Raw genomic sequence first — 25,160 nt, 5'->3', positions numbered from 1 at the left:
AAGTTATCCACCTACGAAGCAAAACCTGTGCCAAAAATTTGCAAAAATCTTTTTTGGGATAAAACATAATAGATTTTGTAAAATCCCTACAAAAATCAAGCAAAACTACCAAAAAGACAAGTAATTTTTTTACAAAACGCGTAGATTCTACACATTTTGTAAAATATTGCTTAAGAAAAACTACAAAATGTTTGCATTGTTAAGCAGATTTTTTTAACATATCTTACGCGAATCAAATTTGCGCGAATCAAATTTGCAACTTTGAAATTGCGTTTAATTTGTTTGCAAACTTATCATACTCATCATACAACTAAAGGAGAAAAGATGAATGTATTAGTAGTAAATTGCGGGAGCTCATCGCTCAAATTCCAACTCATCAATGTCGATAGTGAAAAAGTCCTAGCCTCTGGGATTTGCGATAGAATCGGGCTTGAAGGAAGCGTGCTGAACTACAAAAAAGGCGAGGAAAAAGTAAGCCAAACACTCTCTTTGACGAACCACTCAAAAGCGATTTCTGCGGTGCTAGAAATCCTCACAGACAAAAAAGTCGGCGCAATCAAATCTCTAAGCGAAATCGCTGCTATCGGGCATCGCGTGGTGCACGGAGGCGAGTATTTCAAAGAATCGGTGCTTATAGATGAAGTGGTGATAAAGCATATCGAGGATTGCTCCGCGCTCGCGCCACTGCACAATCCCGCACACCTAATGGGAATCAAAGCCTGCTCTGAGCAAATGCCAAAAACGCCAATGGTAGCGGTGTTTGACACGGCGTTTCATCAAAGTATGGAAGCGCGTGCGTATATGTATGGCGTGCCTTATGAGTGGTATGAGAAGCACAAAGTCCGTAGATACGGCTTTCACGGGACAAGCCATAAGTATGTATCGCAGCGCACTGCGGAGTTTTTGGGGCTTGATTACAAAAATTCTAAAATCATTGTCTGCCACTTGGGCAATGGTGCGTCTATCTCTGCGGTAAAAAACGGCAAATGTGTGGATACAAGTATGGGGCTAACGCCACTAGAGGGGCTTATAATGGGAACTAGAAGCGGGGATTTAGACCCTGCGATATTGGACTATATCGCAGATAGAGAGGGGCTAAACACCAAAGCCATCGTAAATGTGCTTAATAAAAAATCTGGCGTGCTCGGAATCTCTGGCGTGTCAAGCGATTTTAGGGACTTGCTAGATGCCGAGCTAAAGGGCGATGAGCGAGCCAAACTCGCGCGAGCGGCGTTTGCTTATCGTGTGCTGAAATATATTGGAAGCTATTGCGCGGTGATGATTGGCGTTGATGCGATTGCATTTTGCGCGGGCGTGGGCGAAAATGCGAAATTCATACGCGGTATGATTGTGGAGCATTTGGAGTTTTTGGGCGTGAAGCTCGATGAGGAAGCAAATAATGTCTGCGGAAAAGAGGCGATTATCTCTACGAAAGACTCTAAAGTCAAAGTCTGCGTAATCCCTACAAATGAGGAGCTTGTCATCGCGCGAGACACAAAGGCAATCGTAGCAAAACTCTAAAAGCTTTTACGCGCGGTTGCTTTGCGCGGTTGCGCTTGGAAACCATAGAAGATTCTAGAATTTAAAGGGGATTAAAAAGATTTTGGCGTAAGCCTTATTTAGTGTTTATTTAGCGTTTGTCAATCTTAGCATTTGCAAGCCCTAAGCGCAAAATCACAAAATCCGTAAGATTTATAAAACAAAGGGGGTAAAATGAAAACCTTTGAATATGGGCTCTATAAGCCTAGCGAGGCACTTTTGGTTGTGATAGACATTCAAGAAAGGCTAGCCCCGCTAATGTTTAGCGAGCGAAATCTCATCAAAAATGCCAACACCTTGCTAAAAGGTGCGGGGATTTTGGGGGTGCGCACACTCATAACCGAGCAATACCCAAAAGGGCTTGGCAGCACCGATAATCGCGTGGAGTTTGACAAAGACAATGTCGCTGTGCTAGAAAAGACAAGTTTTAGTATTTTTGGGAATACGCAAATTACGGACTTCATCGTGCGAAGTGGGGCGAAAAATCTCATAATCTGTGGGATTGAAAGCCATATCTGCGTGCTTCAAAGCGTCTTGCACGCGCTCAATTTGGGGCTAGCTGTGTGGGTGGCACAAGATGGGCTAAGCTCGCGCACGCAGGAAAATCATCTAAACGCCATAGAGCTAATGCGAAGCAAGGGGGCGCATATCTCTTGTGTGGAATCGCTACTTTTTGGCGCGATGCCAGAATCTAAAAACGAATGTTTTAAGGAAATTAGCGCACTGATTAAGTAGATTAAAATTCTAAGCAAGTGTAAAACCTTAAGCAGAATCTAAAAAGCATTTTGCGCTTGCTTTTATCTCTTTCTTATCCACACTTATATAAACTCTTTTTACATATAATTTTTAGCAAACGCAAAAACACTGCTGATTTTGCCTACAAAAATTCTTACAAAAACTTGCAATTATTCAAAAAAAAAGCATTTGAATATGCCACAAATCTAATCATAAACTGAAGTTTTAAGACAACAAAAAAGCAACGGCTCACAAATTTTGCGCAATGCTTGCGCAAAAAACAAAAAACGCCATTTTTTATATTTTCGCGTTTTTTAGCTTTTGTCGCTTTTTTTATCTGGTTCGCTATTTAACAGGGGGGGGGGGGGGGGGGGGGGGGGGTGGAAATGCCACGCTTTCTAGGTAACTTGTATCGTTTGATTTCGTCTTGGATAACAGAATCAAACTCACGCAACTCGTCATAGTGCGATTTTGAAGCATTGATAAGTTCATCAAATTTAAATCCAAGCATTACAATACGAAATAAATCTGGCTTAAATCGTCTCCAATTATATAGAGTGCTAACATCAACATCAATATGTTTTGCCATATCGCGTTTTGTTGTTTTAGACTGATTTTTCATAAATAAACACCTCCATAAACACTTCCTAAGGTTTAGTAATTTTTTACCGAATTATACAAGAATTTTGTCAAAAAATACACAAAAATGAATTCTACAAAAAATCTTAGAATGTTGGTAGGCACGCTATTATAAATTATCTATCTTTTGTAAAAATAACTTAGAATATTTAATGCAATCCAAAAACTCTCCTCCAAGCCAAAATCTACCAAATCCACCAAAAACACGCCAAAAATCGCCACAAAAATAAATAAAATCAAATGCCTCGCCACCAAAAACCTGATAAATTCCCCACACAAAATCTATATTTTCATATCAATCAATGCTATGTGTGGGATTATTTTGCTAAAAATATATAAATTTTCACTTCAAGTTTAAGGATTTTAAGGTAAAATCTTGCATTGCGAAGTTTTAAATGAATTTTTGGCAGTCTAAAAATGCAAGTAAAATAGCGATAAAATGGTGCAATATAGCACTAAAGTAGCAGTAGCATAACGCTAGAGTTTATTTATATGGTTGCCAAAATATAGAAAATCCACAAACCAAATCTCATAAGTGGCAATAAAATGCTTCTATGAGGAACAAACATAATAGTAAGGAAGTCTAAAATGAATGAGTCTCTTCTCAACATTATTGAGGAAAAACTCCCTCCATTATCCGATACGGTCGTAAAACTGCGCGATTATATCGCAGAAGCTGGCGAAAGTGTAGAAATCAGCAAGGTTGTGGATATTCTCTCAAAAGACCCTATGGTAACGACAAACTTGCTAAAAATCGCAAATTCTGCCTACTATGGATTTTCTAGCAAGATTTCTACGATAAATCAAGTCGTAGCACTGCTTGGAATTGATAATATCAAAAATCTTGTGATGACGGATTCTGTCCGCTCTCAACTCAAAGTAAATGTCTCTCCTTATGGGCTTGATACGGATATTTTTATGGGGAATTGCTCCAAAGAAGTCAATTTCATCTCTACTTGGCTAGCAAATGAGGACAAAAAGCTATCCCAAATGCTTGTGCCTTGCGCTATGCTTTTGCGACTTGGTATGATTTTGTTTTCTATCGCACTTATCAAAACTCGCCAAGACAAAGACTTCCGTAAAATGCTTGAGGAAAATGGGTTTATGAATGTCGCCCTTGTCGAGCAGGAGTTTTTCGGCACTGACCATATTTCGTTTTTGGCGTATTGCTTTGATTTGTGGAAATTTGATGATGATATGATACAGACTGTGCTATATGCGACAAGTCCGCATTCTGCCACGCGAAATATCCAAAAAAGTGCCTATGCTCTAGCCATAGCAAATCGTATATTTGAGCCTTATGAGGGGGGAAATGAATACAACATAAACGAAGCCATAGCCCTAGCAAAAGAAGCAAATCAGCAAGGCGTGAGCTTTGATATGGACAATCTCTTAGCCCATATCCCCGTCCCTCAAGACAAAAAATAGTCGCTAAAAAGCCCTGCATACCCCAAAATGTGCGATAAAGCAAAGATATGCAGTAGAGTATACAGAAGTATGCAAACTAAAAATTACAACGCGTAGAATACATTAGAGTATAGGCTTTTGCTTGCGTTTCCCTCACAAACAACTTCATAAACTATACCACGCACTTTTTTTATATATATTTTGTGTGTCAAAGCTACTTTTTGTGGTGATTTTTGCGTTTTTCGCGCTGGTGGATTTGGGGGATTGTGCGAGTGCAGAGCTTAGCAAAAAAGACTATGAAAATCTAGATGTCGATATGGATAGAGCGGGCTGGAGGGTAGAGCTAAGCAGAATCTCAATAAATTTCAACACCACCCAAATCGACAATGAAGAACGATATGAGAGTTTTGCAAATAGTCGTTTAAGCGGTAGCTCACAGCTTGTTATCCAAGCTTATGGCAAACTGCTAGCAGACTACTACTCAAGTAGATTTGTATTTTTTAACTCCTTGCTTACAGAATATGGACAAACAATCATCTTTGCCACAAGCGATAGCCCTAGGGTTAGTAACAAAACTATCGATAGGATTTTACTCTCCACTGGCTATACACATCGTATTTGGAAGCTAGAAAATATACGCGGTGGCGAAAAACTAGGTGGCGAGATAGGACCATTTGTAAGCCTTAGTTTGCAAAGTGAATTTACCCCCTCGCCCAATCTCCCCTACCGAAAAAAATACCTGCGACTATCCGTAGGAGCGCGGCTTTTTGATAGTAAATATATCCAAAATCTACACCTAAATCTTTTTGGCGAAGATGATTTTAGCGATATAAATCATCAAATCCAAAGTATGGGGCTTGAGAGCGGAATCCAGCTAAAACACAGCTTAAGAGATGGCGTGGATTTTGCAGGTGGGCTGTATTATCGCCAATATTTGCTTAGCAACTACCCAAGAGAGCGCGACCCTAGCTTTGAAGTGGAGCTAAATTTGCGCCTTGATACCGTGATATTTAGAAACCTCACTATCTCGCCGTTTTTGAGTCTATATCTGCTAAAAGGCAGGTATATAGCACAAGCAGGGACAAACCTCTTTGTAGGCGTATCTCTAGGCTATGGCAAAGTTTTCAAAGACAACAAACTTCCTATCAAAAAAGAGCCTGTGTTTGATTTTGACTTCAATCTAGCAAAAGCACCAAAATCCAAAATCTTGCGCACCGCTTTTGCCAAAAAGAGCTAGAATCTAGCCAATATCTGCCACAAAGTGATATAATTTCAAAGGTTTTGCCAAAATCACAAACCCTCATAGTCAAATCCAAAACAAACCACAACAAACAAAAAAAGGAAGTAAATGTCTAGCACCACGCAAAATCATTCCCAAGATAAAACCCAAGAATCACAAAAAGCAAAAGAACAAGGCATAATTCAAGGCAATGTGTGGAAATTTGGCGATAATATCGACACTGATGTCATAATCGCTGCTCGCTACTTAAACACTAGCGATGAAAATATCCTAGCTAAGCATATTATGGAAGATGCTCGCCCAGATTTTTTTAGCGAAATCTCACAAGGGGATATTATCGTGGCGGGAGAGAATTTTGGCTGTGGTAGTAGCAGAGAGCACGCACCTATCGCACTAAAAGCCGCAGGGATAGCTTGCGTGATTGCACCAAGCTTTGCTAGAATCTTTTATCGAAATGCCTTTAATATGGGGCTTTTAATCCTAGAATCAAAAGAAGTGGATAAAATAAGCGAGGGCGACAAAGTCCGCATAGATTTGGAAAAAGGCATAATAGAAAATCTAAGCACAAATCAATCATTTGCCTACCAAAAAATCCCAGATTTTATGCACTCGCTTTTGCAAAGTGGTGGGCTTATGGCATTTGCCAAAAAATGGCTACAAGAAAATGCCAAATAAAATAACGCTAATAAAAAGCAAAGGAATCCAAAAATGAGCACACAACCCAAAACGCATAAAATCGCCGTCATACGAGGTGATGGCATAGGTGATGAAATCATTACCCAAGCAATCAAAGTCCTAGAAGTAGCTCAAAGCAAATATGACTTCAAGCTAGAATTTAGCGAATATCTAATGGGTGGTGTGGCTTATGATGAGTGTGGAGAGCCACTGCCAGAGGCGACTATCAAGGGCTGTTTGGATTCTAGTGCGGTGCTTTTCGGTGCGGTGGGTGGCTCAAAATGGGAATCCCTACCCAAGCCCAAACGCCCAGAAGCAGGACTTTTAACATTGCGAAAAGCACTAAGCGTGTTTGCAAATCTGCGCCCTGCAATGGTGTTTAGCGAGCTAGTAGATAGCTCCCCGCTAAAGCGCGAAATCATAGAGGGGGTGGATTTGCTAATCGTGCGAGAGCTGATAAGCGGAATCTACTTTGGCGAGCCGTGCGCAAAAGAAGCCAACAAAGCCTATAATACTATGGTTTATACTCGCAGTGAGATAGAGCGCATAGCGCATAGGGCGTTTAAGCTAGCAGACACTAGAAGCAAAAAACTCTGCTCGGTGGATAAAGCAAATGTGCTAGAGGTAAGTGAGCTGTGGCGCGAAGTGGTAAATGAAGTGGCAAAATCCTACCCGAGTGTAGAGCTAACCCACCAATATGTCGATAACGCAAGTATGCAGCTCGTGCGAGAACCAAAGCAGTTTGATGTTATCCTCACAAGCAATCTTTTTGGCGATATTTTGAGCGATGAAGCTAGCCAAATCACAGGCTCAATAGGACTTCTACCAAGTGCTAGCATAGGAGAATCTATCGGGCTATATGAGCCTATACACGGCTCTGCACCAGATATAGCGGGGCAAAATATCGCAAATCCTATCGCTACGATTTTGAGTGCGGCGATGATGTTAGAGATTTCACTAGGGCTAGATAAGCCAGCCAAAGCGATTAAAGAAGCGATACAAAAAGTGCTAAAAGAGGGCTACCGCACCAAAGACATAGCACAATTTGGCGCAAAAAAAGTGTGTAGCACACAGGAGATGGGCGATAAAATCGCTGAAATGATTTGCTAGATTTTATTAAATGTAGGGCTTCAAGCAAATATCTTATGTAAGTTTGCAAAATCTAGCGCAAATGGATTTAAGGAGTTTTAATGGCGTTTAAAACAAACACTCTAGCAAGTATCTATGAGATACAGGGCTATAAAGAAGAAGCGATGATGATATATGAGGAGGTTTTGGCAAAAGACCCCAAAAATATGGAAGCAAGTGCCGCACTAGTGCGACTAAAAACACAAAAACACAACTTTAGTGGGATAAATCGCGACAAACTTGAGTTATTTGTCAATGCAAGGACGGCAAGCGATTATCAAAAACTTGAGAAATGGCTATTACAATGGAGCTAAAAAGGGAGCTAAAAATGGAATCAGAACTAAAAGATTTAGTCTTGCAAGCCTTAGATAATGTAGAAAAAGAAGCACAAATTGGCGGAGGGCAAAACGCTAGCGAGAATCTACAAAAAAAGGATTCTATGCAAGTCACTCAAACAAATGAGAATGAAATCAGCCTAAACGCTCGTCTAAATGAGAATCTAAACGCACTCAAAGACAATCTAAATAGCGAATCTAGCGCGTTTGAAGCGATAGATAACACAGCAAACACGGCAAATGCTACCAAAAGCCTGCTTAGCCAAAATTCTCTGAATAAAGATTCTCTAAGGCTAACCATACAATCAAGCAAGACAACTTCAGGCAAGGTTATCCCCGCGCAAGAAGCAGTGTTTAGCCCATCAAATATTGAATTTTTAGAAATGCTACGCGAAAAACTGCTTGTGCTATTTGAGGGGCTAAAGATGCCTCAAATGCGTGATTCTAAAGAGAAGCTAGACTTGGTTGTAAATTTTTTGCAATACGAGCTGTGCTTGCTTGATGATTTTCTAAAAGACAATAAAAAATAGCTTTTTTATATTTTATTAAGAAATATTTACTAATTTTTAGATAAAATTCCCCTTGCCTTTATAGGCAGTAGCGGTTGGCTTAACCCCCCTCCACGCCAGCCGTTACTTCGGCACTTGCTCCCCCTCCAGCAAGTGCCTTTTCTTAGCTCTCCAAAGAGATTTTCCAAGACATTTTGATTTTTTGCAAAATATTTTGGTTTCCAAAGATACTCTTTAAGAACGCGCTTTGAAATGATTTTTTTCATAAAACTCCTTGAAAGATTTTCCCTCACTTTTGTAGCTTTTTCTACAAATGTTTTTATGAGTGAGGGAAAACTTTTTAAAACTTTCTTTTTTATTCTTTATTAGAACTTTTTATTCTCTTTGTTTTTCTGTCATATTTCCGCTTTTTTGTTGATTTTGCGCATTTTGCCATTATTTTTTGTTTTTTCATCGCAAAGCTAGCTATTATTTAAGCTAGATTTTGCTACGATTTGCAAAAAATTACTCCAAAGGTAGTTAAAATGAATACTGAAGAAAACACGGAAATCCTTACCTACCCAGATAGGACGCTTGAAGTGCTTATGATAGAAGATGATGTAGAGCTTGCTGAAATCCTAAGCGAATACCTAAAATCACACAATATCAAAGTAACAAGCTATGATGAGCCATACACGGGAATGAGTGCGATAAATGCTAAGCAATTTGACTTGCTTTTGCTTGACTTGACACTGCCAAATCTTGACGGACTTGAAGTCTGCAAGCGTGTGGCGAAGCAAAAAAATATGCCAATCATCATCTCTTCGGCAAGAAGCGATGTCGATGACAAAGTCAAAGCCCTAGAAAACGGCGCAGATGACTACCTGCCAAAGCCTTATGACCCAAAAGAACTGCTAGCTAGAATCCAATCTCTCCTACGCAGATACAAAACAAATGCAAACCAAGAGGGCGCAAAAGAACCAAATCCGATATTCCGCATAGAAAAAAATAGCCGTGAAATCTACTACCACGACAAAAAGCTAGAGCTAACTCGTGCAGAATATGAGATTTTGACGCTGTTAATTAGCAAAAAAGGCAATGTCTTTTCGCGTGAGGCGATTGCTATTGAGTCTGAGTCGATAAACCCAGAAAGCTCCAATAAAAGCATTGATGTCATCATAGGGCGACTTCGTGCCAAAATCGAAGATGACCCCAAAAAGCCAAGACATATTATTTCTGTGCGTGGCGTAGGCTACAAGCTAGAGTTTTAGCCTATCTTACTTATAAGCAAATGCAAATGCTCCAAGTGCATAAAATCTTTAGATTTTGTTTTGGATTGTGCTTTAGTCTTTGTCGCTTTTTGTGCTTATCTTGCTTTGAGATTTGCTATGAGAAGCACTGCGAAAGCATAGTCAAAATACTCAAAATCATAGTGTGGCACAGCGCGAAATTCTCACAAATGCGGAGCATAGCGTGATGAAGCATTCGATATTTTTTAAAATTACGATTTTGTTTTTGTTTGCGCTAGGGAGCTTTTTTGCATTCTCGTTTTATTTCCTGCGATTTCAAGCCGAGCGATATGCTATTGACAATGAGCGGCAGCGATATGAGCGCGTAAGCATTATTTTTAATCACATAATCTCCAAAGAAACCAATTTAGATGCTATACAAATCTACTTAAAAGAAATGGGCTTTATCCAAGTAAATGACAACAACCTCAAAAAAAATCTCCTAGACACTACCAAAATCCTCTATGACACACAAGGAATCTACCTAAAATCTATTGAGCTAAACAACGATATGTATATCCTACTCACAAGCGAAAATGAAGTTTTTCTCTACAAAGATTCTTTGCGTAATTTTTATGTAAATTATTACCTTATCATTCTTTTTGGTTCAATGGTGCTGATTTTTCTTTTTGTGCTTGTGATAAAAAGCCTGCTACCGATGATTTATCTACGCAGGCAGATTCGCCGCTTTGCCAAAGGCGACACTAGCGTGGAGTGCGAAATCCCACAAAAAGATGAGATAGGTGAGCTTGCGAGCGAGTTTGACAAAGCAATCAAACGCATTAGTGCGCTAAATAGCTCGCGCACCCTGTTTTTGCGCTCGATAATGCACGAGCTAAAAACACCAATCACAAAGGGCAGAATCACTGCTGAAATGGTGCGCAACAAAACTCAAAAACTCCGCTTAACTTCGGTATTTGAGCGACTAAATGCGCTTATTGATGAGTTTGCCAAAATTGAGCAACTATCCTCAAAAAACTACAATCTCAAAAAAACCGAGTTTTTTCTCTATGATTTGATAGAAAATATCCAAAAAATGCTACTAATCGACACAAGCGAAAACAACCCCATCCAAAATCACGCACCAAATGAAATCATCAAAGCAGATTTTGAGCTTTTTTGCCTAAGTGTCAAAAACCTCATCGACAACGGAATCAAATACAGCTTTGATGGAAAAGTAGATATACAATCCAACGGACGCGACATCATCATATCAAATCACGGCAATGCCCTAAAAATGGAGTTTGAAGAATACTTCAAGCCATATTTTAAAGATTCTGCCAAGCCGAACTCACAAGGATTTGGGCTAGGAATGTATATCATCAAAAACACACTTGATGCCCAAAACTTCACTATCTCATATCGCCACGATGAGGATAGCGAGGGCACAAAGACAAACTATTTTGTCATTCACAACTGCATTGTGGAGAGCTTTTGCAATCTACCTACAAATCACGCAAACCACACAAATTCCGCAGAATCTAGCACGGCAAATCAAAACGGCGACACAGATATAGCTGATATGGCTAAAGACGCCACCAAAAAATCCCAAAAACCAAAAACACAAAAATCTGCCCAAAAAGAAAACTCTATGCAAAAAAACTCCATTAAGGAATAGTAATGCCAAGCAAAATATCTCAAAAAACGCTACACTCAACAACTACCAAAAAATCTAACCAAACAAGCCATTTAAGCAAAATCAACCAAAAAACACAAAAAATAAAAGATTTTTCAAACTCTACAAAAGCGCAAAACCTCCAAAAACCACAAAATCTTTTAGCCACACAAGAATCCTCAAAATTCCAAGAAAAATGCGCAGTAGTGGGAGTTTTTGGTGCACCAAATGCACCGATTTTGGCGTATTATAGTCTTTTTGCCCTGCAGCATAGAGGACAAGAAGCAAGTGGCATAGCCGTAAGTGATAACTCAAAAATCTCCCTACATAAACAAAACGGACTTGTTACGCGCGTTTTTACACCACAGATTCTCTCCACACTCAAAGGCTGCAATGCTATCGGGCATAATCGCTACTCCACCGCAGGGGAAGACAGCATAAATGAGTGTCAGCCTATCTATGCTCGCTACTCGCTAGGTGCTATCGCCATAGCGCACAATGGCAACCTCACAAACGCCCACTCCATACGCGAAAATCTAACCAAAGAGGGTGCAATATTTCAAAGTCATCTTGACACCGAAGTGCTTATCCACCTCATCGCCAAATCTAGCAAATCCACTCTTTATGAGCGAATCATAGAATCAATACGCCAAATCGATGGCGCGTATGCGCTTGTGATTCTCTCTCGCACCAAAATGTTTGCCATACGCGACCCTTATGGCTTACGCCCGCTAAGTCTAGGCAGTATCAAAAACACTGATGGAACTCTAAGCTACATTGTCGCAAGCGAAAGCAGTGCGTTTGACTTAGTGGGGGCAGAATTTATCCGCGACATAGAAGCAGGAGAAATGCTAGTCTTTGAGCGAGGAAGTCAAGGAAGCGCGGAATCTAGCAAAAAACCTGACACAAAATCTAGCGCAAAATCTAACGAGGATTTAGATTTTGCTATGAATTGTGGTGTAGATTCTAGCCTAACCCCCACTTACAAATCCTACCAATTTGCCACGCCAAAAAGTGCGCCCTGCGTTTTTGAATACATATATTTCGCCCGCCCTGATAGCAATGTGTTTGGACGAAATGTTTATGCCGTGCGCAAACGGCTTGGCATAGAGCTAGCAAAAGAGCATATTTTAAGTGCGGATATGGTTATCCCCGTGCCTGATTCTGGCGTGGCAGCAGCACTTGGCTATGCTAAGCAAAGTGGCATAGACTTTGAGTTAGGGATTATCCGCAATCACTATGTAGGACGCACTTTTATTGAGCCTACACAAAGTGCGCGAGAGCTAAAAGTCAAGCTAAAGCTAAACCCAAATGCAAGCCTAATCAAAGGCAAAGATATTATTGTAATTGATGATTCTATCGTGCGAGGGACGACTAGCAAGCAAATCGTGCAGATTTTGCGACAAAGTGGCGCACGCAAAATCTACCTACTAATCTCCTCTCCACCCACCATAAGCCCCTGCTACTATGGTGTAGATACACCACAAAAAGACCAGCTTATCTGTGCAAATCACTCCATAGAGGAAGTGAGGGATTTTATCGGTGCGGATTATTTGGGGTTTTTATCACTGGAGGGCTTAGCAAAAAGTATCAATGATGATGAAAATAATGTAAGCGATAGCAGCAAAAAGGAAGCAAATAACAACATAACAAATGATACAAAAGGCAAAACCACATACTGCCAAGCCTGCTTTGATGGCAAATACATAGATTCTGTGCATTGCAAATAACCTAGCCTTTTTACTCTTTTTATAAAGCAAAGACACTATGGCGGAGTGTGCTTATTTTGGCAAAAATAGTGTAAAATTTAAGGCATAAAAAGCGTGTAGCTTAGAAATTACACTAAAAGCATAGAAACCAAACACTTAAAAACGCAAGCAAAGGACACCAAAATGTGCGGAATAATAGGCTATGTAGGAAGCGGAGAAAAAAGGCAGATTCTGCTAAATGGACTAAAAGAGCTAGAATATCGCGGGTATGATTCTGCGGGATTTGCCGTGCTAGAAAACAACCAACAAACACCAAAAAACACACAACATAGCAAAAGCCTAAACCTACACGCATTTAAAGCCGTAGGCAAGCTAGCAAACCTAGAATCTAAAACAAAAGATTTTAGCTCCAAAGGCTTTGGACTAGGTATCGCACATACTAGATGGGCGACACACGGCAAGCCCACTGAAATCAATGCCCACCCCCACACGGGTGAGTTTAGCTATGTGGTGCATAATGGCATAATCGAAAACTACAAAGAAATCAAACAAGAGCTAGAATCACAAAATCATAGCTTTTTAAGCCAGACAGATACTGAAGTCATTGTTCATCTATTTGAGGAAAACCTAAAATCTAGCAAAAATCCAAAAGAGGCTTTTGCAAAAACAGCTAGCAGGCTAAAGGGCGCGTATGCGATTTTGCTAATCACAAAAGTCGCTCCAAATGAAATCTTTTATGCCAAAAATGGTGCTCCACTCATCATCGCACAAGATAAAAAAAATGGCGAGATATACTTCGCTTCTTCGGACGCACCGCTTATAGGACTTGTCGATGAAGTGGTGTATATAGATGATGATTGCTATGGTAGCTCGCTAGATTTTGACTCGCTTAGTCCCAAAAAACCACTAAGTATAAGTAAATCTTACGCGCAAAAAGAGGGATTTCGCTACTTTATGGAAAAAGAAATCTATGAGCAAGAAAAAGTCCTGCTAGAAACGATGATGGGGCGCGTAGGAGGCGAAGTAGATGGATATGTCTGCTTAGAAGAGCTGCAATCACTTGGCTTGCAAAGCAAAGATAGCAGCACAAAATCCACGCTAAGATTTTCTCAAATCACAATCTGTGCGTGTGGGACTAGCTACCACGCCGCACTTGTAGGCAAATATCTCCTAGAGCGCAAAGCAAAAATCCGCACAAATGTCGTGCTTGCAAGTGAGTTTCGCTACGCAGAGCCGATTTTGAGCGCAGATGAACTTTTTGTGGTAATCTCCCAAAGTGGCGAGACAGCGGACACACTTGAAGCCCTAAAGCTAGCCAAAAGCAACGGACTAGAGACGCTATCTATCTGCAATGTGGATAATAGCTCAATCGTGCGTGAAAGCAAAGCTAGTATCCTAACACGCGCAGGCATAGAAAAAGGCGTAGCAAGCACAAAAGCATTTGCCACACAAGTAATGGTGCTATGGATACTAAGCGTATATCTAGGCAAAAAAAAGGGTGTGATAAATTCTAACGAAGCAAAAAAAGAAGCAAATACAATGCTAAAAGCCGTGCAAGCCACCAAAGTAACTCCCTCTTTGCACGAAAAAATCAAGCGATTATCGAAGCGATATTTGCACGGACACGGATTTTTCTTTATCGGGAGGGATATTTTTTATCCACTTGCCTTAGAGGGTGCGCTAAAACTAAAAGAAATCAGCTACTTGCACGCAGAGGGATATGCAAGTGGCGAGATGAAGCACGGACCTATCGCGCTAGTAGATGCCAATCTTTTCACTATCGCGCTAATGCCAAAACACCTACTCTATGACAAAATCTGCTCAAATGTCGAGGAGCTAAGCGCAAGAGATGCTACGATTTGTGCGATTTGCCAAGAGGATTTTTCCCTTGCTGATGACTGCATACAAATCCCGCGTTTGGATAGCTATATGGAGGAGTTTTTCTCTATGATGGTGGCAATTCAGTTGCTATCTATTGAGGTGGCAATTCGACTAGGAAATGATGTAGATATGCCACGAAATCTTGCAAAATCTGTAACTGTGGAGTAGGATTTGATTTTAATTGCTTTGCAAAAATAGCAAAGCCTCTAGCGATATTGCACTATCTTGTCCTAGTTGCAGGTTTTTAGGTTTTGTGAGGATTAGATTTTGTAAGATTTATATTTTGTGAGATTCTCAAAGATTTTATTGCCAAATACAACAAAGTTTTGATAGATAATTTATATTGCCTAAAAATTCTTGCGAAATCCCCATTCGTGCGCCATTTCCAAAATTTTGTTTTTATAGATTTCTAAGGAAAACATTGCTTCTTTATCGCGCAAGTTGTCAATGATTTCGCCATTTGGCATAGCGATTAGGCTATCGCCATAAAACACCCATTCATTGTCATTTATCACACTTGTGCCTACACGATTAGCCCGAATCACCACACAGCCATTTAGAAAAGCCCGCACCTTGCATAGCTCACGCCACCTAGCATTTGACTGAAAGGTATTGGCACAGGGTAGTAGCACTATATCCACGCCCTCTTTTTTCATACTTAGCCAAAACTCATCAAAATGCACTTCAAAGCCAAACAACGCTGCGATATTAAAGCCATTATGCGTAAAAATAAGGGGTTTTTTTAGGATTTTGTGCTTGTGATTGTCAAAAAACCTCGCTTCATTCCAATGATGATACTCTATAAGTCGCTGCTGTCGATAAAATGAGTAGATTGTCGCGCATTTGTCGATATGTGTGAGAGTATCTGTATCGCTAATGCAAAAATCAAATATAAATTTTTTTATGCCTTGCGCGTTTTGTATGAGGCTAGAATCCTGCGTGCTAGGACTTTTCGTGCTAGAATCATTGTGTGGGGGTTTATCTCCTCTTGTGCTAGAGTCCACCTTAGATTTTGCTCTATTTGTCGCGCTTTCATTGATATTTTTTTGCTGTTTTTGTGCTTTTTTTGTCGTGTCAATCACTTTTTGTATATTTTGTGTTTTTTGTATGTCTTGGTTAAATTTTTGCGCGTTTTGGGTGCTAATGTAGATGATTTCTTTGTATAGTTTTTTGTTTATATGGCGCACGATAGGTGCTACGAAGTTGATATTGTGTCGCTCGGCTAGGTAGGATAGGAAGCATATTTGAGAGTTTGTGTGAGAGTGGATTTGTTTTTTTGTCTTAGATTTTAGCTCCATAAAAAACGGATTTAGCGTGTATTCGGGCAGTAGCACGAGTGTGTCTTTTTCTAGCTTGTAGCAAAAAAGCGCGAAGCGAGAATCATTTAGCCCAAGCGTGTCTTGCTGAAAAATTGTAATTTTCATAATTTACCCCTATTATGTGCTGTGTGATATTGTGCTGTATTATGTCGCATTATATGATGTGTGTCTATGGCGCATCGTTGCTAAAAATACTTTTGCTTAAAATCATCTCCACTTAAATGCTCCAAACTTTATGCCTTACTTGTATTACTTATTTTGCTTGTTTTGCCCATATCATTTCTCTTGTTTGTCTTGCTCATTTTGCTTTATCTCCTCATATTCCATTTGCGCTTTTTCTAGCATTTCTTGGGCTAGCTTTAGCTCTTGCATACCAACTTTGTATAGCTCTAGGCTTTCTTTTAAGCTCAAGTCCTCTGCGTTTAGCTTGCTTAAAATCTCTTTTGTCTTTTGGATTTTCTCTTCAAAATTCTCCATTTCACACTCCTATAATTCTGTGATGACTTTGTAAGCCAAAATCCCCACAATAATCACAGGAGCGATATAGCGCAGTGCAAAAAGCCATAGCCCAAATGCTCTATCGCTTAAAAAATCGCGTGTGTATTCTCTAAGCTGTCCTCCTTTTACCCTCTTAGCTCCTTTATCCACCTTAGCTTTGGCTAGCACAAATCCCACAAAAAAAGTAGCAAAAAGCACGCTAATAGGCATTATCACGCTAGAGCTTACAAAATCTAACCACAAAAATACACTTTTCCCACCAAAAATGAGATGTTCTCCACGCGCACTCATCGAATACAACGCCACAAGCCCTATGCAAAACACCACCGCGCTAATCCCAAAAGTAGCGATTATTCTATGGACTTTAAAACGATTTATGAGAAAATATACGCTAGGCTCTAGCAATGACACAGTAGAAGTGATACCAGCAAATAATAACGCGCTCAAAAACGCCACACTCAAAATCACGCCTACATTGCCAAATTCTGAAAAAATAAGTGGCAGTGAGATAAATACTAGATTTACACTCTCGCCAGAACCCTGCCCTAGCTCGCCATCATAGCCAAAGTAAAAAGTAAATATCATAAGCCCCGCGATAAGCGAAATAATAAGCCCCGGGATAACCACCCAAACCGCGCTTTTTAGGAGATTTTGCTTATCCTCACTCATCGCTGAATAAGTCATAATCGTCCCAACCCCAAGTGAGAGAGAGAAAAACATTTGAGCTAATGCGCTAATAAGCACGCTAGGAGTAATATCCTCATACTTAAAATCAAATAAAAAATGCACAGCACGCAAAAAACTCGGCTGAAAACTTGCATAAACAAGCAAAGCAATAAAAATGATAAATAGCAAAGGCATCAAAATGACATTTAATCGCTCAATACCCTTTTTTATCCCAAAAGAGACAATAAAAGCCGTGCAAAAAAGTGTCGCAAAAAAGCACAAAATCTGTGCTTCCACACCCTCGCTCATAAGAGTGGAAAAGATTCCTTGCGAGGCTTGCATACTGCTAGGCAGGCTAAAACTCACAAAAATAAGATAATACAAAATCCACCCCAAAATCACACAATAAAATGACAAAATCAACACCCCACCAAGCAGGGCAATCCCTGTATATCGCCACAAGGTTTTTGGATTTTTACTAAGAGTGGCAAAGCACTCGGGCATATCGCCTTTTCCACGATTGCCTATAAGCATTTCAGCGATAAGTAGGCTAACCCCCACACACAAAGCTAGCACCAAAAATAGTAATACAAATGCGCCACCACCATTCTCCCCTGCCATATACGGAAATCGCCAAATATGTCCCAGCCCGATAGAGCTACCAAGCGCAGCTAGAATAAAGCCGATTTGTGAAAAGGCTGGACGCATCGCATTCTCCTTATGATAATTTATGTATTTTGGGTAGCTTAAACTTGCAAAATCTAGCCACAAAATCTAACAAAGCAAGGCACACATAATACGATAATCTAACTTAGAGAATCGTTAAGTGGCTAGGGATTTGCTTTGGATTTTGGCAGAATCTATGATATACACACTTGTAAGCGTGTCATAAAAAAACTCCTTTTTGCGCGAAAAAAGCGGAGTAAAAATCCCAAAAACAAATGCCACGCCAAATGCCCACAAAACAATCCGCACAAATGCACGAAAAAAGCCGACTTTTTGAGAATCTTTTGTGAAGTCTTTGAAGTTGTCTAAGGTGGATTTTGCGATAGTTTTTGAAGTAGATTTTGGAATGTAGATGAGTTTTAGATTGGCATATTTAAGACCGGGAGTTTGCCCGCTAATGGCGATAAAAAGCGAATAAATGCACGCATAAATGGCAAAGCAGATAAAAATCACAAGCTGATTTTGCCTAAACTCCTGCGCGCTACCTAGCACGACATAAGTGGCTATGTATAATATCGGTGTATAAAGCATAAATATATCAGTGATAAAGGCTTTTAGCCTGCGGGCAAGAAAAAGATGAGAAGCAATCAATGACAACGAGTAAAAAGAATCTGTGTTAGATTTTGCTTCACTGCTAAAATCTATTTTGCTTTGCATTTTTGCTTGGCTAGATTTTGAAGTGAGCCTAGATAGTGGGCTTGAATGGCGATTTTTGGCTAGCTTTTTTTGAGTGGAGATTTTGGGAGTGCTTGTAGGGCTTGTGGAGTTTTTGGATTCTATTTGGGATTTGCTTGCAAGTTTTTTTGTGGATTTTTTTGCGCGATTTGGGCGAGTTAGCATTTTTAGATTTTGCTTATTTTTGCTTGATTAGTTGCCACGCGAACCCGGCTTGATAGCTTTGCTTAGATTTTGCACGCACATTGGGCAAGAACTTGGCTCATACATATCAAACACAAAATCCTCTAGCGCGAAAAGAGGGATATTATCAGGCAGGCGACACTCGGGCTTTTTGGATAGATTTGAGCCTACACGAGTGCAATATCCACGATTTGCTAGCCCCGCATACGCCACTACTTTGCCACCCAAAAACTCAATACACCGCGCAGACTCTAGTGCAGAACCCCCTGTGGTAATAATATCCTCACAGATAAGAAATCTCTCGCCTGCCCCCACTTCAAATCCTCTGCGAAGCTGCATTTCGCCATCTACTCGTTCGGTGAAAATAAATCGCACGCCAAGTGCGCGTGCTAGCTCATAGCCAGCCAAAATCCCACCAAGTGCAGGAGAGCACACACTATCAACGATGATATTTGCTTCTTGTATCTGTGTGGCAAGTGCGCGTGCTAGCACTTGGGCTTGCTGTGGATTTTCTAGCACGCGGGCGGATTGTAAGTAGTGTGTGGAGTGATTGCCACTGCTAAGGAGGAAATGCCCCTCTAGCAAGGCTTTTGCGTCTTTGTAGATTTGAGCGACATTAAGCGACATAGATTTATCCTTAGATTTTACTCTTTTTGAGATTTTGCTCTTTTTGCTAGCTGTGAGGCTAGACTTTCATCACTTCTTCTTCCTTGTGAGAAACCATTTCATCGACTTTTTTTGCCATTTCATCGGTGATTTTTTGTATGCTATCTTGAGCTTTTTTGCTCTCATCTTCTGTGATTTGCTTATCTTTTTCAAGCTTTTTTATGTGGTTGTTGCTGTCTTGACGGATATTGCGAATGGCGACTTTTGCTTTCTCTCCCATAGCCTTTGCTTCTTTGGCTATGCCTTTGCGCTGCTCTTGTGTCATAGGGGGGAAAAACAGCTTCACGCTATCGCTATCACTATTTGGATTTACCCCGATATTTGCTTCTTGGATAGCTTTTTCTATATCTTTTAGTAGCCCTTTTTCCCAAGGGGTTATCACTATGGTAGTAGCATCTTGGGCGATGACAGAGCCGACTTGATTTAGCGGGGTAGGGGTGTCATAGTAGTCTATACGGATATTATCTAGGATACTTACAGACACCCTGCCACTTCGCAAAGTAGCAAAATCTCTGCGCAAAGATTCTAGCGATTTTTCCATATACTCGCGTGCGTGAGTCAAAATCTCTTGTGTCATTGCTTACTTCCTTAAAGTGTTTTATTTATCGCTTGGGTTGTTTTGGCTTGGAGTGCTAGATTGCAGTGGGGAATTTAGCGATGGATTAGCATTTAATGGGGAATTTAGCGGTGCATTTAGAGGGGCATTTAGTGGAGCGGTTGGCTTGCTAGTGGCTTCTTTTTGTGAGTCAAAGACGGATTTTTCTTGCTGGGCGTTGAACTGATAGCCTAGAAATATCGTATTTGCCAAAAATAATAGCCCCAAAAACATTGTGAGTTTTGCCAAAAATCCTGCAGGTCCTTTTGCGCCAAATAGGGATTCATTGCTCCCGCTATACACACCAAGCCCTAGATTTGAGGACTTTTGGAGGAGGACTACTCCTACGATAATGATAGACAAAATAATCTCAATAACGACAAAAACCGTGCTCATAGCACTCTCCTTAAGAAGTGAAAATTTAGATTTTGGGTTTTTAGTTTGCAATGATTTTGATAATACAGCTTTATAGCCATTGCACGCAAACAAAAAGGCAATTTTAACATAAATTTATATGATTTTGGATAAGAAAACTTTGTGGCAGGATTTCTAGTAGAAGTGGCAAGAAAGTAGCAAAAATAACCAAAGGACAACAAAGTAGAATCAAAATCTAGCAAGATAAAGACACACAATCCAAGCAAGCAAATAAAAAGATAAAAAAGAAACAAAAACAAACATTACGAATATACAAAAAGCTAGATTCTCTGCCAAGCAAAATTAAGCAAAATATTGCCAAGTCAAAGAATCTAGCCAAATCCTTAAATGCTATAAATCTCTTAAAAAGCCCCTTGCAAAGATTCGTAGCAAAAAGCCACAAATACACAATGCTACTTTGCAAGTGCTATTTTCAAGCGATTTAGCGTTATTTTATGGGATTTCTCACCACTGCGACTTTGTCTGCTCCGCCCTCACGGGTTAGGATATAGAGTTCATCGCCCTTGATAGCTATATCGCTTGCATCGCCGATATTTGGCAGTGTGTAAGCATCTGTTATAGCTTTAGAAGCGAGGTCGATTACAAGCAGTGCGTTGTAGTTTTTAGAAATGGCTAGCATTTTGCCATCTACAATGTCCGCACCTGTAATGTAGAAGTTATTTACCTTCGCGCCCTCTTTTAGCTGCAAGCCTTTGCCAAATTCTAGGATTGTCTCCTCGCTGATTTGATTGTCTTTGGTATCAAATTTTAGCAAGATGACATTTGGAGCTTTTTTAGCAGCTACTGTAAGCATATAAAAATACCTTGAATCTGGGTCTTTAGCAAGACTTAAGACATAGTTTTTCTTAGCCCTTGTAGTGCGCAAAGAAAGTCTTTGTCCTTTGGTATTTTTATACAACGCTTCGTTTTTCTTACCAAACGCTGGCAAAAGATTGCCCTCTACTTGAGGTAAAAATTCCCACTGAATATATTTGTCAGTCTCATCTAGGCTATCTACGCGCTCCACGCCCCAAATCGCTTTGTTATACGCAGTGGCTACGACTTTGCCCGGTGCGAAAAATGTCGCATCAACAGTGATAGGAATGTCTTGCCCATTTGGCTGGTCGATAGTGGCAAACTCTTTGCTCTCTGCGAAGTTGCTATCAGTGAAATACACAGAAGCACCTGTGCCGATGAGGGCAAATTGATTGTTTGCTTTGTCATACGCCAAACCACCTGCATAAGTCTTGCTACCTGCATAGTTTTTAAGCTCTATGCCTATTTCTTTAGTAGCTATGAGCGAAAGCGGAGTTTGATTTTGACTTAAAATCGGTGAATTGCTGGGATTGGTGTCAATTGGGTAGTTTGCGTCCTGATTTTCGTTTGCCCCTGCAATCCACGGCTTAGGTCCTTGATTAAACCCTAGCAAACTCCACTTGCCCGGTCTAAAGTTTTCGTGCCAATGCACAGGGTCCCAAAACTTAGACGCTAAGCCAATATCCCAAGTAAATCGTGTAGCCGCAGGTGCGCCTCTACCGCCAAATGGAGGTGGTCCATTGGTAATAAAAAACTGCACAACATTGGTAAATACAATAAACGCAGAAAGCACAAACACAGCTTTGCCGTATTGGCTAAATTCTTTGATTTTGATTTCAGAATCTAGAAGCTCTTTGCCAAGCAAGTTGTCTTTGCGGATAAAGAGCATCATCACAGCCATAGCCAAAATCACAACCCAATACACCACAAAAGCCCAAGTATAAGTATGCAAGCCAAACATTGCCTCGCCAAAGCCTTGCCCTATGTCGCCTTGCCCGCTGATACCGACATGGCGCAAGCCCTCATACAAGAACCAAAAGCCTGTGAGGAATACTGCTACCATATACTTGATTTTCACGCCATAGCGCACCATAAACAGCCCCAAAATCCCAACGATAATCATACCAAGTCGCTCGTGTCCGCAAAGCAAGCAAGGAGATTCTCCTTTGACAAAGCCTAGATAGAGGTTTGCCATACCAACAGGAACAACCAAAATGATGAGCACGGCGGTTGTCATTACGATATTGAAATTCTTCTCTGTGAGAAGTTTGTCAAACAATTCTTTCATCACAACCTCCTATACTAAAGTGTAAGATTTGGTATCCAAGTAGAAGCACTTGCTACCAACCACAACACTACATCAAAGGCAATCACACCAGCGATGATGCCAAACGCCAACCTTTCTTTTTGCGGCTTGAACCAAATCAGTAAAACCGCGATGAATGCTAAGAGATACTCTAAGAATTCCATACAAACTCCTTAAAGAATAAGATTTTGTATTTGACTTGACATAGACCCGACATACCCTCAAATCAGACACGCTCACAAATCAGCCAGTCCAAATCAGCAGAAGTTAGAAAGCCGAATTGAAGTTGAATGAATATGCCTAGCCAAATACCCTTTCAGTATAGCAAAACAAAATCTAAAAAAACAAAATTAAATAAAAAAAACGATAAAAATATTTAATTGTCTTTGCAATATATATCCATAATCTTTACAATTTCTTTACAACTTTTACAATATTTTTGCATATACCGCACTTTAGTGTGTATTTTGTTAGAAATATTTTACATAAAAGGCGATATAATGCAAGGCATTCACAAAATCTAGCGCACTCTAAAATTTGCGCAAAAAGGCGGTAAAGAAAATGTTGGCACGATTTCAAGGGGTAATAAAGCAGTATTATTTCGCAGTGATTGTCATACTTGTGATATATGCACTAGCAGTAAATGAGCAAGTAGGCAAACTTTGTGCGGGGGTAGCGATTTTGCTATTTGGTATGCTATTTTTGGGTGAGGGATTCCGCGCATTCTCGGGCGGGTTTTTGGAGAGGGTGCTAGCAAAATACACCAAAAATTCCATAAAAAGCATTATGTTTGGGACACTTGCTACGACTATTATGCAAAGCTCTAGCCTTGTATCTGTGCTTGCGATTTCTTTTGTGAGTGCTTCACTCATCGGGCTTACGCAAGGTATTGGCGTTATGTTTGGGGCAAATCTAGGAAATACCGCTGGCTCTTGGCTGATTGTAGGTGCTTCATCGATAAATATTTCCGCACTTGCCTTGCCTCTAATCGTAGGTGGACTACTATTTAATTTCCAAGCATCTAAGACATACAAAGGCATAGGAAAGGTGCTTGCAGGGCTTGGATTTTTCTTTTTGGGTGTGTTTTATATAAAGGCAGGTTTTGAGAGTTTCCACGGGGTTATGGATTTATCCCAATACAAACTTGACGGCTATAAAGAAGTATTTGGATTTTTGCTTTTGGGTGCACTCATCACTTCGATTATCCAAAGCTCTCACGCCACACTTGCTATCATCATTACAGCATTTTTGGAGCAGCAAATCAGCTACACAGCAGCACTTAGTGCAGTGCTTGGGACAAGCGTAGGTGGCGTAGTAACCGCGCTTGTAGCTTCCCTAAGTGCAAATGTGAATGGGCGAAGACTTGCCATAGCAAATTGTATGTTTAACTTCACAACCGTGCTTATTGTCGCGGTATTTTTCCCTTATTTTTTAGACTTAAATAACTTCTTAGGCGATACTTTTGGATTTGCCAAAACACTAGAAGAGGGTAATTCTTGCCTACTGCGCTTGGCACTTTTCCACACGCTGTTTAATGTGTTTGGTGTGGTGCTACTTATCGGCTTTATCCCTGCTATGGCAAATTTCCTAAACAAAGCCCTAAAAAGCGATACCAAGACACAGACTGTGTCTACTCCGCTTTTTATCAGTGAGATTTTGCTATCCTATCCTGACACTGCTATGGGTGCGCTAAACAACGAAGTCAAGCACCTCTATGATAATGCCTATATGATTATCTCTAGGGCTATTGGATTTCATAGGGAGGATATTTCTTCAAGTGCGGCGTTTTCTAGCCTCATAAAGAAAAAAGACTTGCTAAAAGCTGACATAGACATAGCAGAGCTGTATAACACACAGATAAAAACCCTCTTTAATGCGATTATGGATTTCTCCACAAAGTTGCAGGTTTTTACCACCAATAGAGAGCATATCGAGCGAATCGTATCCATACAAATCGCCTCACGCAAAATCGCTGAAGCCACCAAAAATATAGGCTTGCTAGAGGATAATATGAAAAAATATTCCACAGGAAGCAATGCCGCACTTAAGAAAGAATATGATGATATGAGGCTTGATTTGGGTAAGCTACTTCGTATGATAGAGCATATCAAAAAAGCCCCCAAAGATGACAGAAAAGACGCCAAAAAGCTACTAAAAGAGCAAAAGAAATTCTTTAAACTCCAAGATAGAGAGGCGTTTGACATTGTCGAAGCCCTAATCAATCGCAAGGCGGTAAGTGCAGCAGAGGGGACATCTCTACTAAATGACTTATCTTTCATCAATAATGTAGCAAAAGAGCTTATAGGTGCGATAAACCATATCTATGGACTATCCAAAAACACCTACATAGGCAAAAAGAGCAAAAAGAAGCGAGAGGCTTTGCTAAACAAACAAAAAGAATCTAGTGCAAAAAATCCAAAAGTGCAAAAAGATTCCAAAGAAACAAAAAGCACCAAAAAAACTCCTAGCACAAGAGAGGGCAAAAAAAGCACTCCCACCACGAAAAAGAGTGCAGAAAAAGTAGTCAAAAAATAGATTTGCTCTTTAGTGGATTTAGTAGGGGGACGATAAAAGAGGGGATTTTTGCATATTTCTCGTATATGGCTTTGATGATTC

General features: G+C 40.3%; 25 protein-coding genes. 14 read left to right on the top strand and 11 right to left on the bottom strand.

From position 1 onward, the window contains the following. Window positions 1-324 precede the first annotated feature (324 nt). Both HMPREF2086_RS04010 and HMPREF2086_RS04005 read left to right on the top strand, forming a co-directional pair. Window positions 325-1,521, top strand: a complete 1,197-nt coding sequence (locus HMPREF2086_RS04010; protein ID WP_023927487.1) for an acetate kinase — start codon at window positions 325-327, stop codon at window positions 1,519-1,521. Window positions 1,522-1,713: 192 nt separating this feature from the next. Further along, window positions 1,714-2,274, top strand: a complete 561-nt coding sequence (locus tag HMPREF2086_RS04005) for an isochorismatase family protein (protein ID WP_023927486.1) — start codon at window positions 1,714-1,716, stop codon at window positions 2,272-2,274. 349 nt (window positions 2,275-2,623) lie between these two features. Here HMPREF2086_RS04005 and HMPREF2086_RS11165 read toward each other — a convergent pair whose 3' ends face one another. Continuing rightward, complete coding sequence (locus HMPREF2086_RS11165; RefSeq protein WP_023927485.1) at window positions 2,624-2,896, bottom strand: hypothetical protein; 273 nt, start codon at window positions 2,894-2,896, stop codon at window positions 2,624-2,626. Between the two features lie 605 nt (window positions 2,897-3,501). Between HMPREF2086_RS11165 and HMPREF2086_RS04000 the strand changes: the two genes are divergently transcribed. The 6 genes from HMPREF2086_RS04000 (at window position 3,502) to HMPREF2086_RS03975 (ending at window position 8,228) form a co-directional block, all read left to right on the top strand. Continuing rightward, window positions 3,502-4,341: a cheVAW transcriptional regulator CheP gene (locus tag HMPREF2086_RS04000; RefSeq protein WP_023927484.1), complete on the top strand. Its 840-nt coding sequence runs from the start codon at window positions 3,502-3,504 to the stop codon at window positions 4,339-4,341. Window positions 4,342-4,462: 121 nt separating this feature from the next. Beyond that, entirely contained in the window at window positions 4,463-5,557 is a 1,095-nt protein-coding gene (locus HMPREF2086_RS03995) for a hypothetical protein (RefSeq protein ID WP_023927483.1), read from the top strand. A gap of 111 nt (window positions 5,558-5,668) precedes the next feature. Continuing rightward, window positions 5,669-6,235: a 3-isopropylmalate dehydratase small subunit gene (locus HMPREF2086_RS03990; RefSeq protein ID WP_023927482.1), complete on the top strand. Its 567-nt coding sequence runs from the start codon at window positions 5,669-5,671 to the stop codon at window positions 6,233-6,235. A 33-nt stretch (window positions 6,236-6,268) separates the two neighbouring features. Next, the gene (gene leuB, locus HMPREF2086_RS03985; RefSeq protein WP_023927481.1) at window positions 6,269-7,345 is read left to right on the top strand and encodes a 3-isopropylmalate dehydrogenase; all 1,077 of its coding nucleotides are present in this window, start codon (window positions 6,269-6,271) and stop codon (window positions 7,343-7,345) included. An 80-nt stretch (window positions 7,346-7,425) separates the two neighbouring features. Beyond that, window positions 7,426-7,677, top strand: a complete 252-nt coding sequence (locus HMPREF2086_RS03980) for a tetratricopeptide repeat protein (RefSeq protein WP_023927480.1) — start codon at window positions 7,426-7,428, stop codon at window positions 7,675-7,677. Window positions 7,678-7,691: 14 nt separating this feature from the next. Beyond that, a complete protein-coding gene (locus tag HMPREF2086_RS03975) occupies window positions 7,692-8,228 on the top strand; it encodes a CiaD-like domain-containing protein (RefSeq protein ID WP_023927479.1) in 537 nt (178 codons plus the stop codon). A 29-nt stretch (window positions 8,229-8,257) separates the two neighbouring features. On the opposite strand, the gene HMPREF2086_RS03970 is transcribed toward HMPREF2086_RS03975, so the two are convergent. Continuing rightward, the gene (locus tag HMPREF2086_RS03970; RefSeq protein ID WP_023927478.1) at window positions 8,258-8,473 is read right to left on the bottom strand and encodes a hypothetical protein; all 216 of its coding nucleotides are present in this window, start codon (window positions 8,471-8,473) and stop codon (window positions 8,258-8,260) included. A 258-nt stretch (window positions 8,474-8,731) separates the two neighbouring features. Here HMPREF2086_RS03970 and arsR point away from each other — a divergent pair, with 258 nt between their 5' ends. The 5 genes from arsR to glmS all read left to right on the top strand — a co-directional run bounded on the left by arsR (window position 8,732) and on the right by glmS (window position 14,848). Then, the gene (gene arsR, locus HMPREF2086_RS03965) at window positions 8,732-9,457 is read left to right on the top strand and encodes an acid response regulator transcription factor ArsR (RefSeq protein WP_023927477.1); all 726 of its coding nucleotides are present in this window, start codon (window positions 8,732-8,734) and stop codon (window positions 9,455-9,457) included. A 26-nt stretch (window positions 9,458-9,483) separates the two neighbouring features. After that, window positions 9,484-9,663, top strand: coding sequence for a hypothetical protein (locus tag HMPREF2086_RS11895; protein WP_034560331.1), 180 nt, complete (start codon window positions 9,484-9,486; stop codon window positions 9,661-9,663). After that, entirely contained in the window at window positions 9,621-11,093 is a 1,473-nt protein-coding gene (locus tag HMPREF2086_RS03955) for an ArsS family sensor histidine kinase (RefSeq protein ID WP_232219084.1), read from the top strand. Before HMPREF2086_RS11895 ends, HMPREF2086_RS03955 begins: the two co-directional genes overlap by 43 nt. A gap of 2 nt (window positions 11,094-11,095) precedes the next feature. After that, the gene (locus tag HMPREF2086_RS03950; RefSeq protein ID WP_023927475.1) at window positions 11,096-12,820 is read left to right on the top strand and encodes an amidophosphoribosyltransferase; all 1,725 of its coding nucleotides are present in this window, start codon (window positions 11,096-11,098) and stop codon (window positions 12,818-12,820) included. A 162-nt stretch (window positions 12,821-12,982) separates the two neighbouring features. Then, complete coding sequence (gene glmS, locus HMPREF2086_RS03945) at window positions 12,983-14,848, top strand: glutamine--fructose-6-phosphate transaminase (isomerizing) (protein WP_023927474.1); 1,866 nt, start codon at window positions 12,983-12,985, stop codon at window positions 14,846-14,848. Window positions 14,849-15,027: 179 nt separating this feature from the next. Here the strand turns inward: glmS and HMPREF2086_RS10715 are convergent, their stop codons facing one another. The 9 genes from HMPREF2086_RS10715 to HMPREF2086_RS12335 form a co-directional block, all read right to left on the bottom strand. Continuing rightward, window positions 15,028-16,104: a carbon-nitrogen hydrolase family protein gene (locus HMPREF2086_RS10715; protein ID WP_023927473.1), complete on the bottom strand. Its 1,077-nt coding sequence runs from the start codon at window positions 16,102-16,104 to the stop codon at window positions 15,028-15,030. A 171-nt stretch (window positions 16,105-16,275) separates the two neighbouring features. Then, window positions 16,276-16,476 carry an exodeoxyribonuclease VII small subunit gene (gene xseB / locus HMPREF2086_RS03935; protein WP_023927472.1) on the bottom strand — a complete coding sequence of 67 codons (201 nt, stop codon included), beginning with the start codon at window positions 16,474-16,476 and terminating at the stop codon, window positions 16,276-16,278. Window positions 16,477-16,485: 9 nt separating this feature from the next. Continuing rightward, on the bottom strand, window positions 16,486-17,871 hold the full coding sequence (locus HMPREF2086_RS03930; RefSeq protein ID WP_023927471.1) for a sodium-dependent transporter: 1,386 nt from the start codon (window positions 17,869-17,871) through the stop codon (window positions 16,486-16,488). 114 nt (window positions 17,872-17,985) lie between these two features. Continuing rightward, the gene (locus HMPREF2086_RS03925; protein WP_023927470.1) at window positions 17,986-18,729 is read right to left on the bottom strand and encodes an RDD family protein; all 744 of its coding nucleotides are present in this window, start codon (window positions 18,727-18,729) and stop codon (window positions 17,986-17,988) included. A 27-nt stretch (window positions 18,730-18,756) separates the two neighbouring features. Next, complete coding sequence (gene pyrE, locus HMPREF2086_RS03920; RefSeq protein WP_023927469.1) at window positions 18,757-19,374, bottom strand: orotate phosphoribosyltransferase; 618 nt, start codon at window positions 19,372-19,374, stop codon at window positions 18,757-18,759. Window positions 19,375-19,432: 58 nt separating this feature from the next. After that, on the bottom strand, window positions 19,433-19,990 hold the full coding sequence (frr, locus tag HMPREF2086_RS03915) for a ribosome recycling factor (protein ID WP_023927468.1): 558 nt from the start codon (window positions 19,988-19,990) through the stop codon (window positions 19,433-19,435). 21 nt (window positions 19,991-20,011) lie between these two features. Further along, window positions 20,012-20,404 carry a preprotein translocase subunit SecG gene (gene secG, locus HMPREF2086_RS03910; protein ID WP_023927467.1) on the bottom strand — a complete coding sequence of 131 codons (393 nt, stop codon included), beginning with the start codon at window positions 20,402-20,404 and terminating at the stop codon, window positions 20,012-20,014. 466 nt (window positions 20,405-20,870) lie between these two features. Beyond that, the gene (locus HMPREF2086_RS03900; protein ID WP_023927466.1) at window positions 20,871-22,526 is read right to left on the bottom strand and encodes a disulfide bond formation protein B; all 1,656 of its coding nucleotides are present in this window, start codon (window positions 22,524-22,526) and stop codon (window positions 20,871-20,873) included. A 14-nt stretch (window positions 22,527-22,540) separates the two neighbouring features. Next, the gene (locus HMPREF2086_RS12335; protein WP_023927465.1) at window positions 22,541-22,708 is read right to left on the bottom strand and encodes a hypothetical protein; all 168 of its coding nucleotides are present in this window, start codon (window positions 22,706-22,708) and stop codon (window positions 22,541-22,543) included. Between the two features lie 397 nt (window positions 22,709-23,105). On the opposite strand from HMPREF2086_RS12335, the gene HMPREF2086_RS03895 reads away from it, so the two are divergent. Continuing rightward, window positions 23,106-25,079, top strand: coding sequence for a Na/Pi cotransporter family protein (locus tag HMPREF2086_RS03895; protein ID WP_023927464.1), 1,974 nt, complete (start codon window positions 23,106-23,108; stop codon window positions 25,077-25,079). The last annotated feature ends 81 nt before the right edge of the window (window positions 25,080-25,160 follow it).

The organism is Helicobacter macacae MIT 99-5501, assembly GCF_000507845.1.
Classification (GTDB): Bacteria; Campylobacterota; Campylobacteria; order Campylobacterales; family Helicobacteraceae; genus Helicobacter_B; species Helicobacter_B macacae.
This window is presented reverse-complemented; position numbering and strand designations above follow the sequence as displayed.

Bases quoted from the DNA above. Each gene is read 5' to 3' on its own strand.
- HMPREF2086_RS10715 (WP_023927473.1), bottom strand. From the start codon at position 16,104: ATGAAAATTACAATTTTTCAGCAAGACACGCTTGGGCTAAATGATTCT.
- leuB (WP_023927481.1), top strand. From the start codon at position 6,269: ATGAGCACACAACCCAAAACGCATAAAATCGCCGTCATACGAGGTGAT.
- HMPREF2086_RS11165 (WP_023927485.1), bottom strand. From the start codon at position 2,896: ATGAAAAATCAGTCTAAAACAACAAAACGCGATATGGCAAAACATATT.
- HMPREF2086_RS03900 (WP_023927466.1), bottom strand. From the start codon at position 22,526: ATGAAAGAATTGTTTGACAAACTTCTCACAGAGAAGAATTTCAATATC.
- HMPREF2086_RS03925 (WP_023927470.1), bottom strand. From the start codon at position 18,729: ATGCTAACTCGCCCAAATCGCGCAAAAAAATCCACAAAAAAACTTGCA.
- HMPREF2086_RS12335 (WP_023927465.1), bottom strand. From the start codon at position 22,708: ATGGAATTCTTAGAGTATCTCTTAGCATTCATCGCGGTTTTACTGATT.
- HMPREF2086_RS03990 (WP_023927482.1), top strand. From the start codon at position 5,669: ATGTCTAGCACCACGCAAAATCATTCCCAAGATAAAACCCAAGAATCA.
- HMPREF2086_RS03975 (WP_023927479.1), top strand. From the start codon at position 7,692: ATGGAATCAGAACTAAAAGATTTAGTCTTGCAAGCCTTAGATAATGTA.
- HMPREF2086_RS03970 (WP_023927478.1), bottom strand. From the start codon at position 8,473: ATGAAAAAAATCATTTCAAAGCGCGTTCTTAAAGAGTATCTTTGGAAA.
- xseB (WP_023927472.1), bottom strand. From the start codon at position 16,476: ATGGAGAATTTTGAAGAGAAAATCCAAAAGACAAAAGAGATTTTAAGC.
- secG (WP_023927467.1), bottom strand. From the start codon at position 20,404: ATGAGCACGGTTTTTGTCGTTATTGAGATTATTTTGTCTATCATTATC.
- HMPREF2086_RS03930 (WP_023927471.1), bottom strand. From the start codon at position 17,871: ATGCGTCCAGCCTTTTCACAAATCGGCTTTATTCTAGCTGCGCTTGGT.
- arsR (WP_023927477.1), top strand. From the start codon at position 8,732: ATGAATACTGAAGAAAACACGGAAATCCTTACCTACCCAGATAGGACG.
- HMPREF2086_RS04005 (WP_023927486.1), top strand. From the start codon at position 1,714: ATGAAAACCTTTGAATATGGGCTCTATAAGCCTAGCGAGGCACTTTTG.
- frr (WP_023927468.1), bottom strand. From the start codon at position 19,990: ATGACACAAGAGATTTTGACTCACGCACGCGAGTATATGGAAAAATCG.
- HMPREF2086_RS11895 (WP_034560331.1), top strand. From the start codon at position 9,484: ATGCTCCAAGTGCATAAAATCTTTAGATTTTGTTTTGGATTGTGCTTT.
- HMPREF2086_RS03980 (WP_023927480.1), top strand. From the start codon at position 7,426: ATGGCGTTTAAAACAAACACTCTAGCAAGTATCTATGAGATACAGGGC.
- HMPREF2086_RS04010 (WP_023927487.1), top strand. From the start codon at position 325: ATGAATGTATTAGTAGTAAATTGCGGGAGCTCATCGCTCAAATTCCAA.
- HMPREF2086_RS03950 (WP_023927475.1), top strand. From the start codon at position 11,096: ATGCCAAGCAAAATATCTCAAAAAACGCTACACTCAACAACTACCAAA.
- HMPREF2086_RS04000 (WP_023927484.1), top strand. From the start codon at position 3,502: ATGAATGAGTCTCTTCTCAACATTATTGAGGAAAAACTCCCTCCATTA.
- pyrE (WP_023927469.1), bottom strand. From the start codon at position 19,374: ATGTCGCTTAATGTCGCTCAAATCTACAAAGACGCAAAAGCCTTGCTA.
- glmS (WP_023927474.1), top strand. From the start codon at position 12,983: ATGTGCGGAATAATAGGCTATGTAGGAAGCGGAGAAAAAAGGCAGATT.
- HMPREF2086_RS03895 (WP_023927464.1), top strand. From the start codon at position 23,106: ATGTTGGCACGATTTCAAGGGGTAATAAAGCAGTATTATTTCGCAGTG.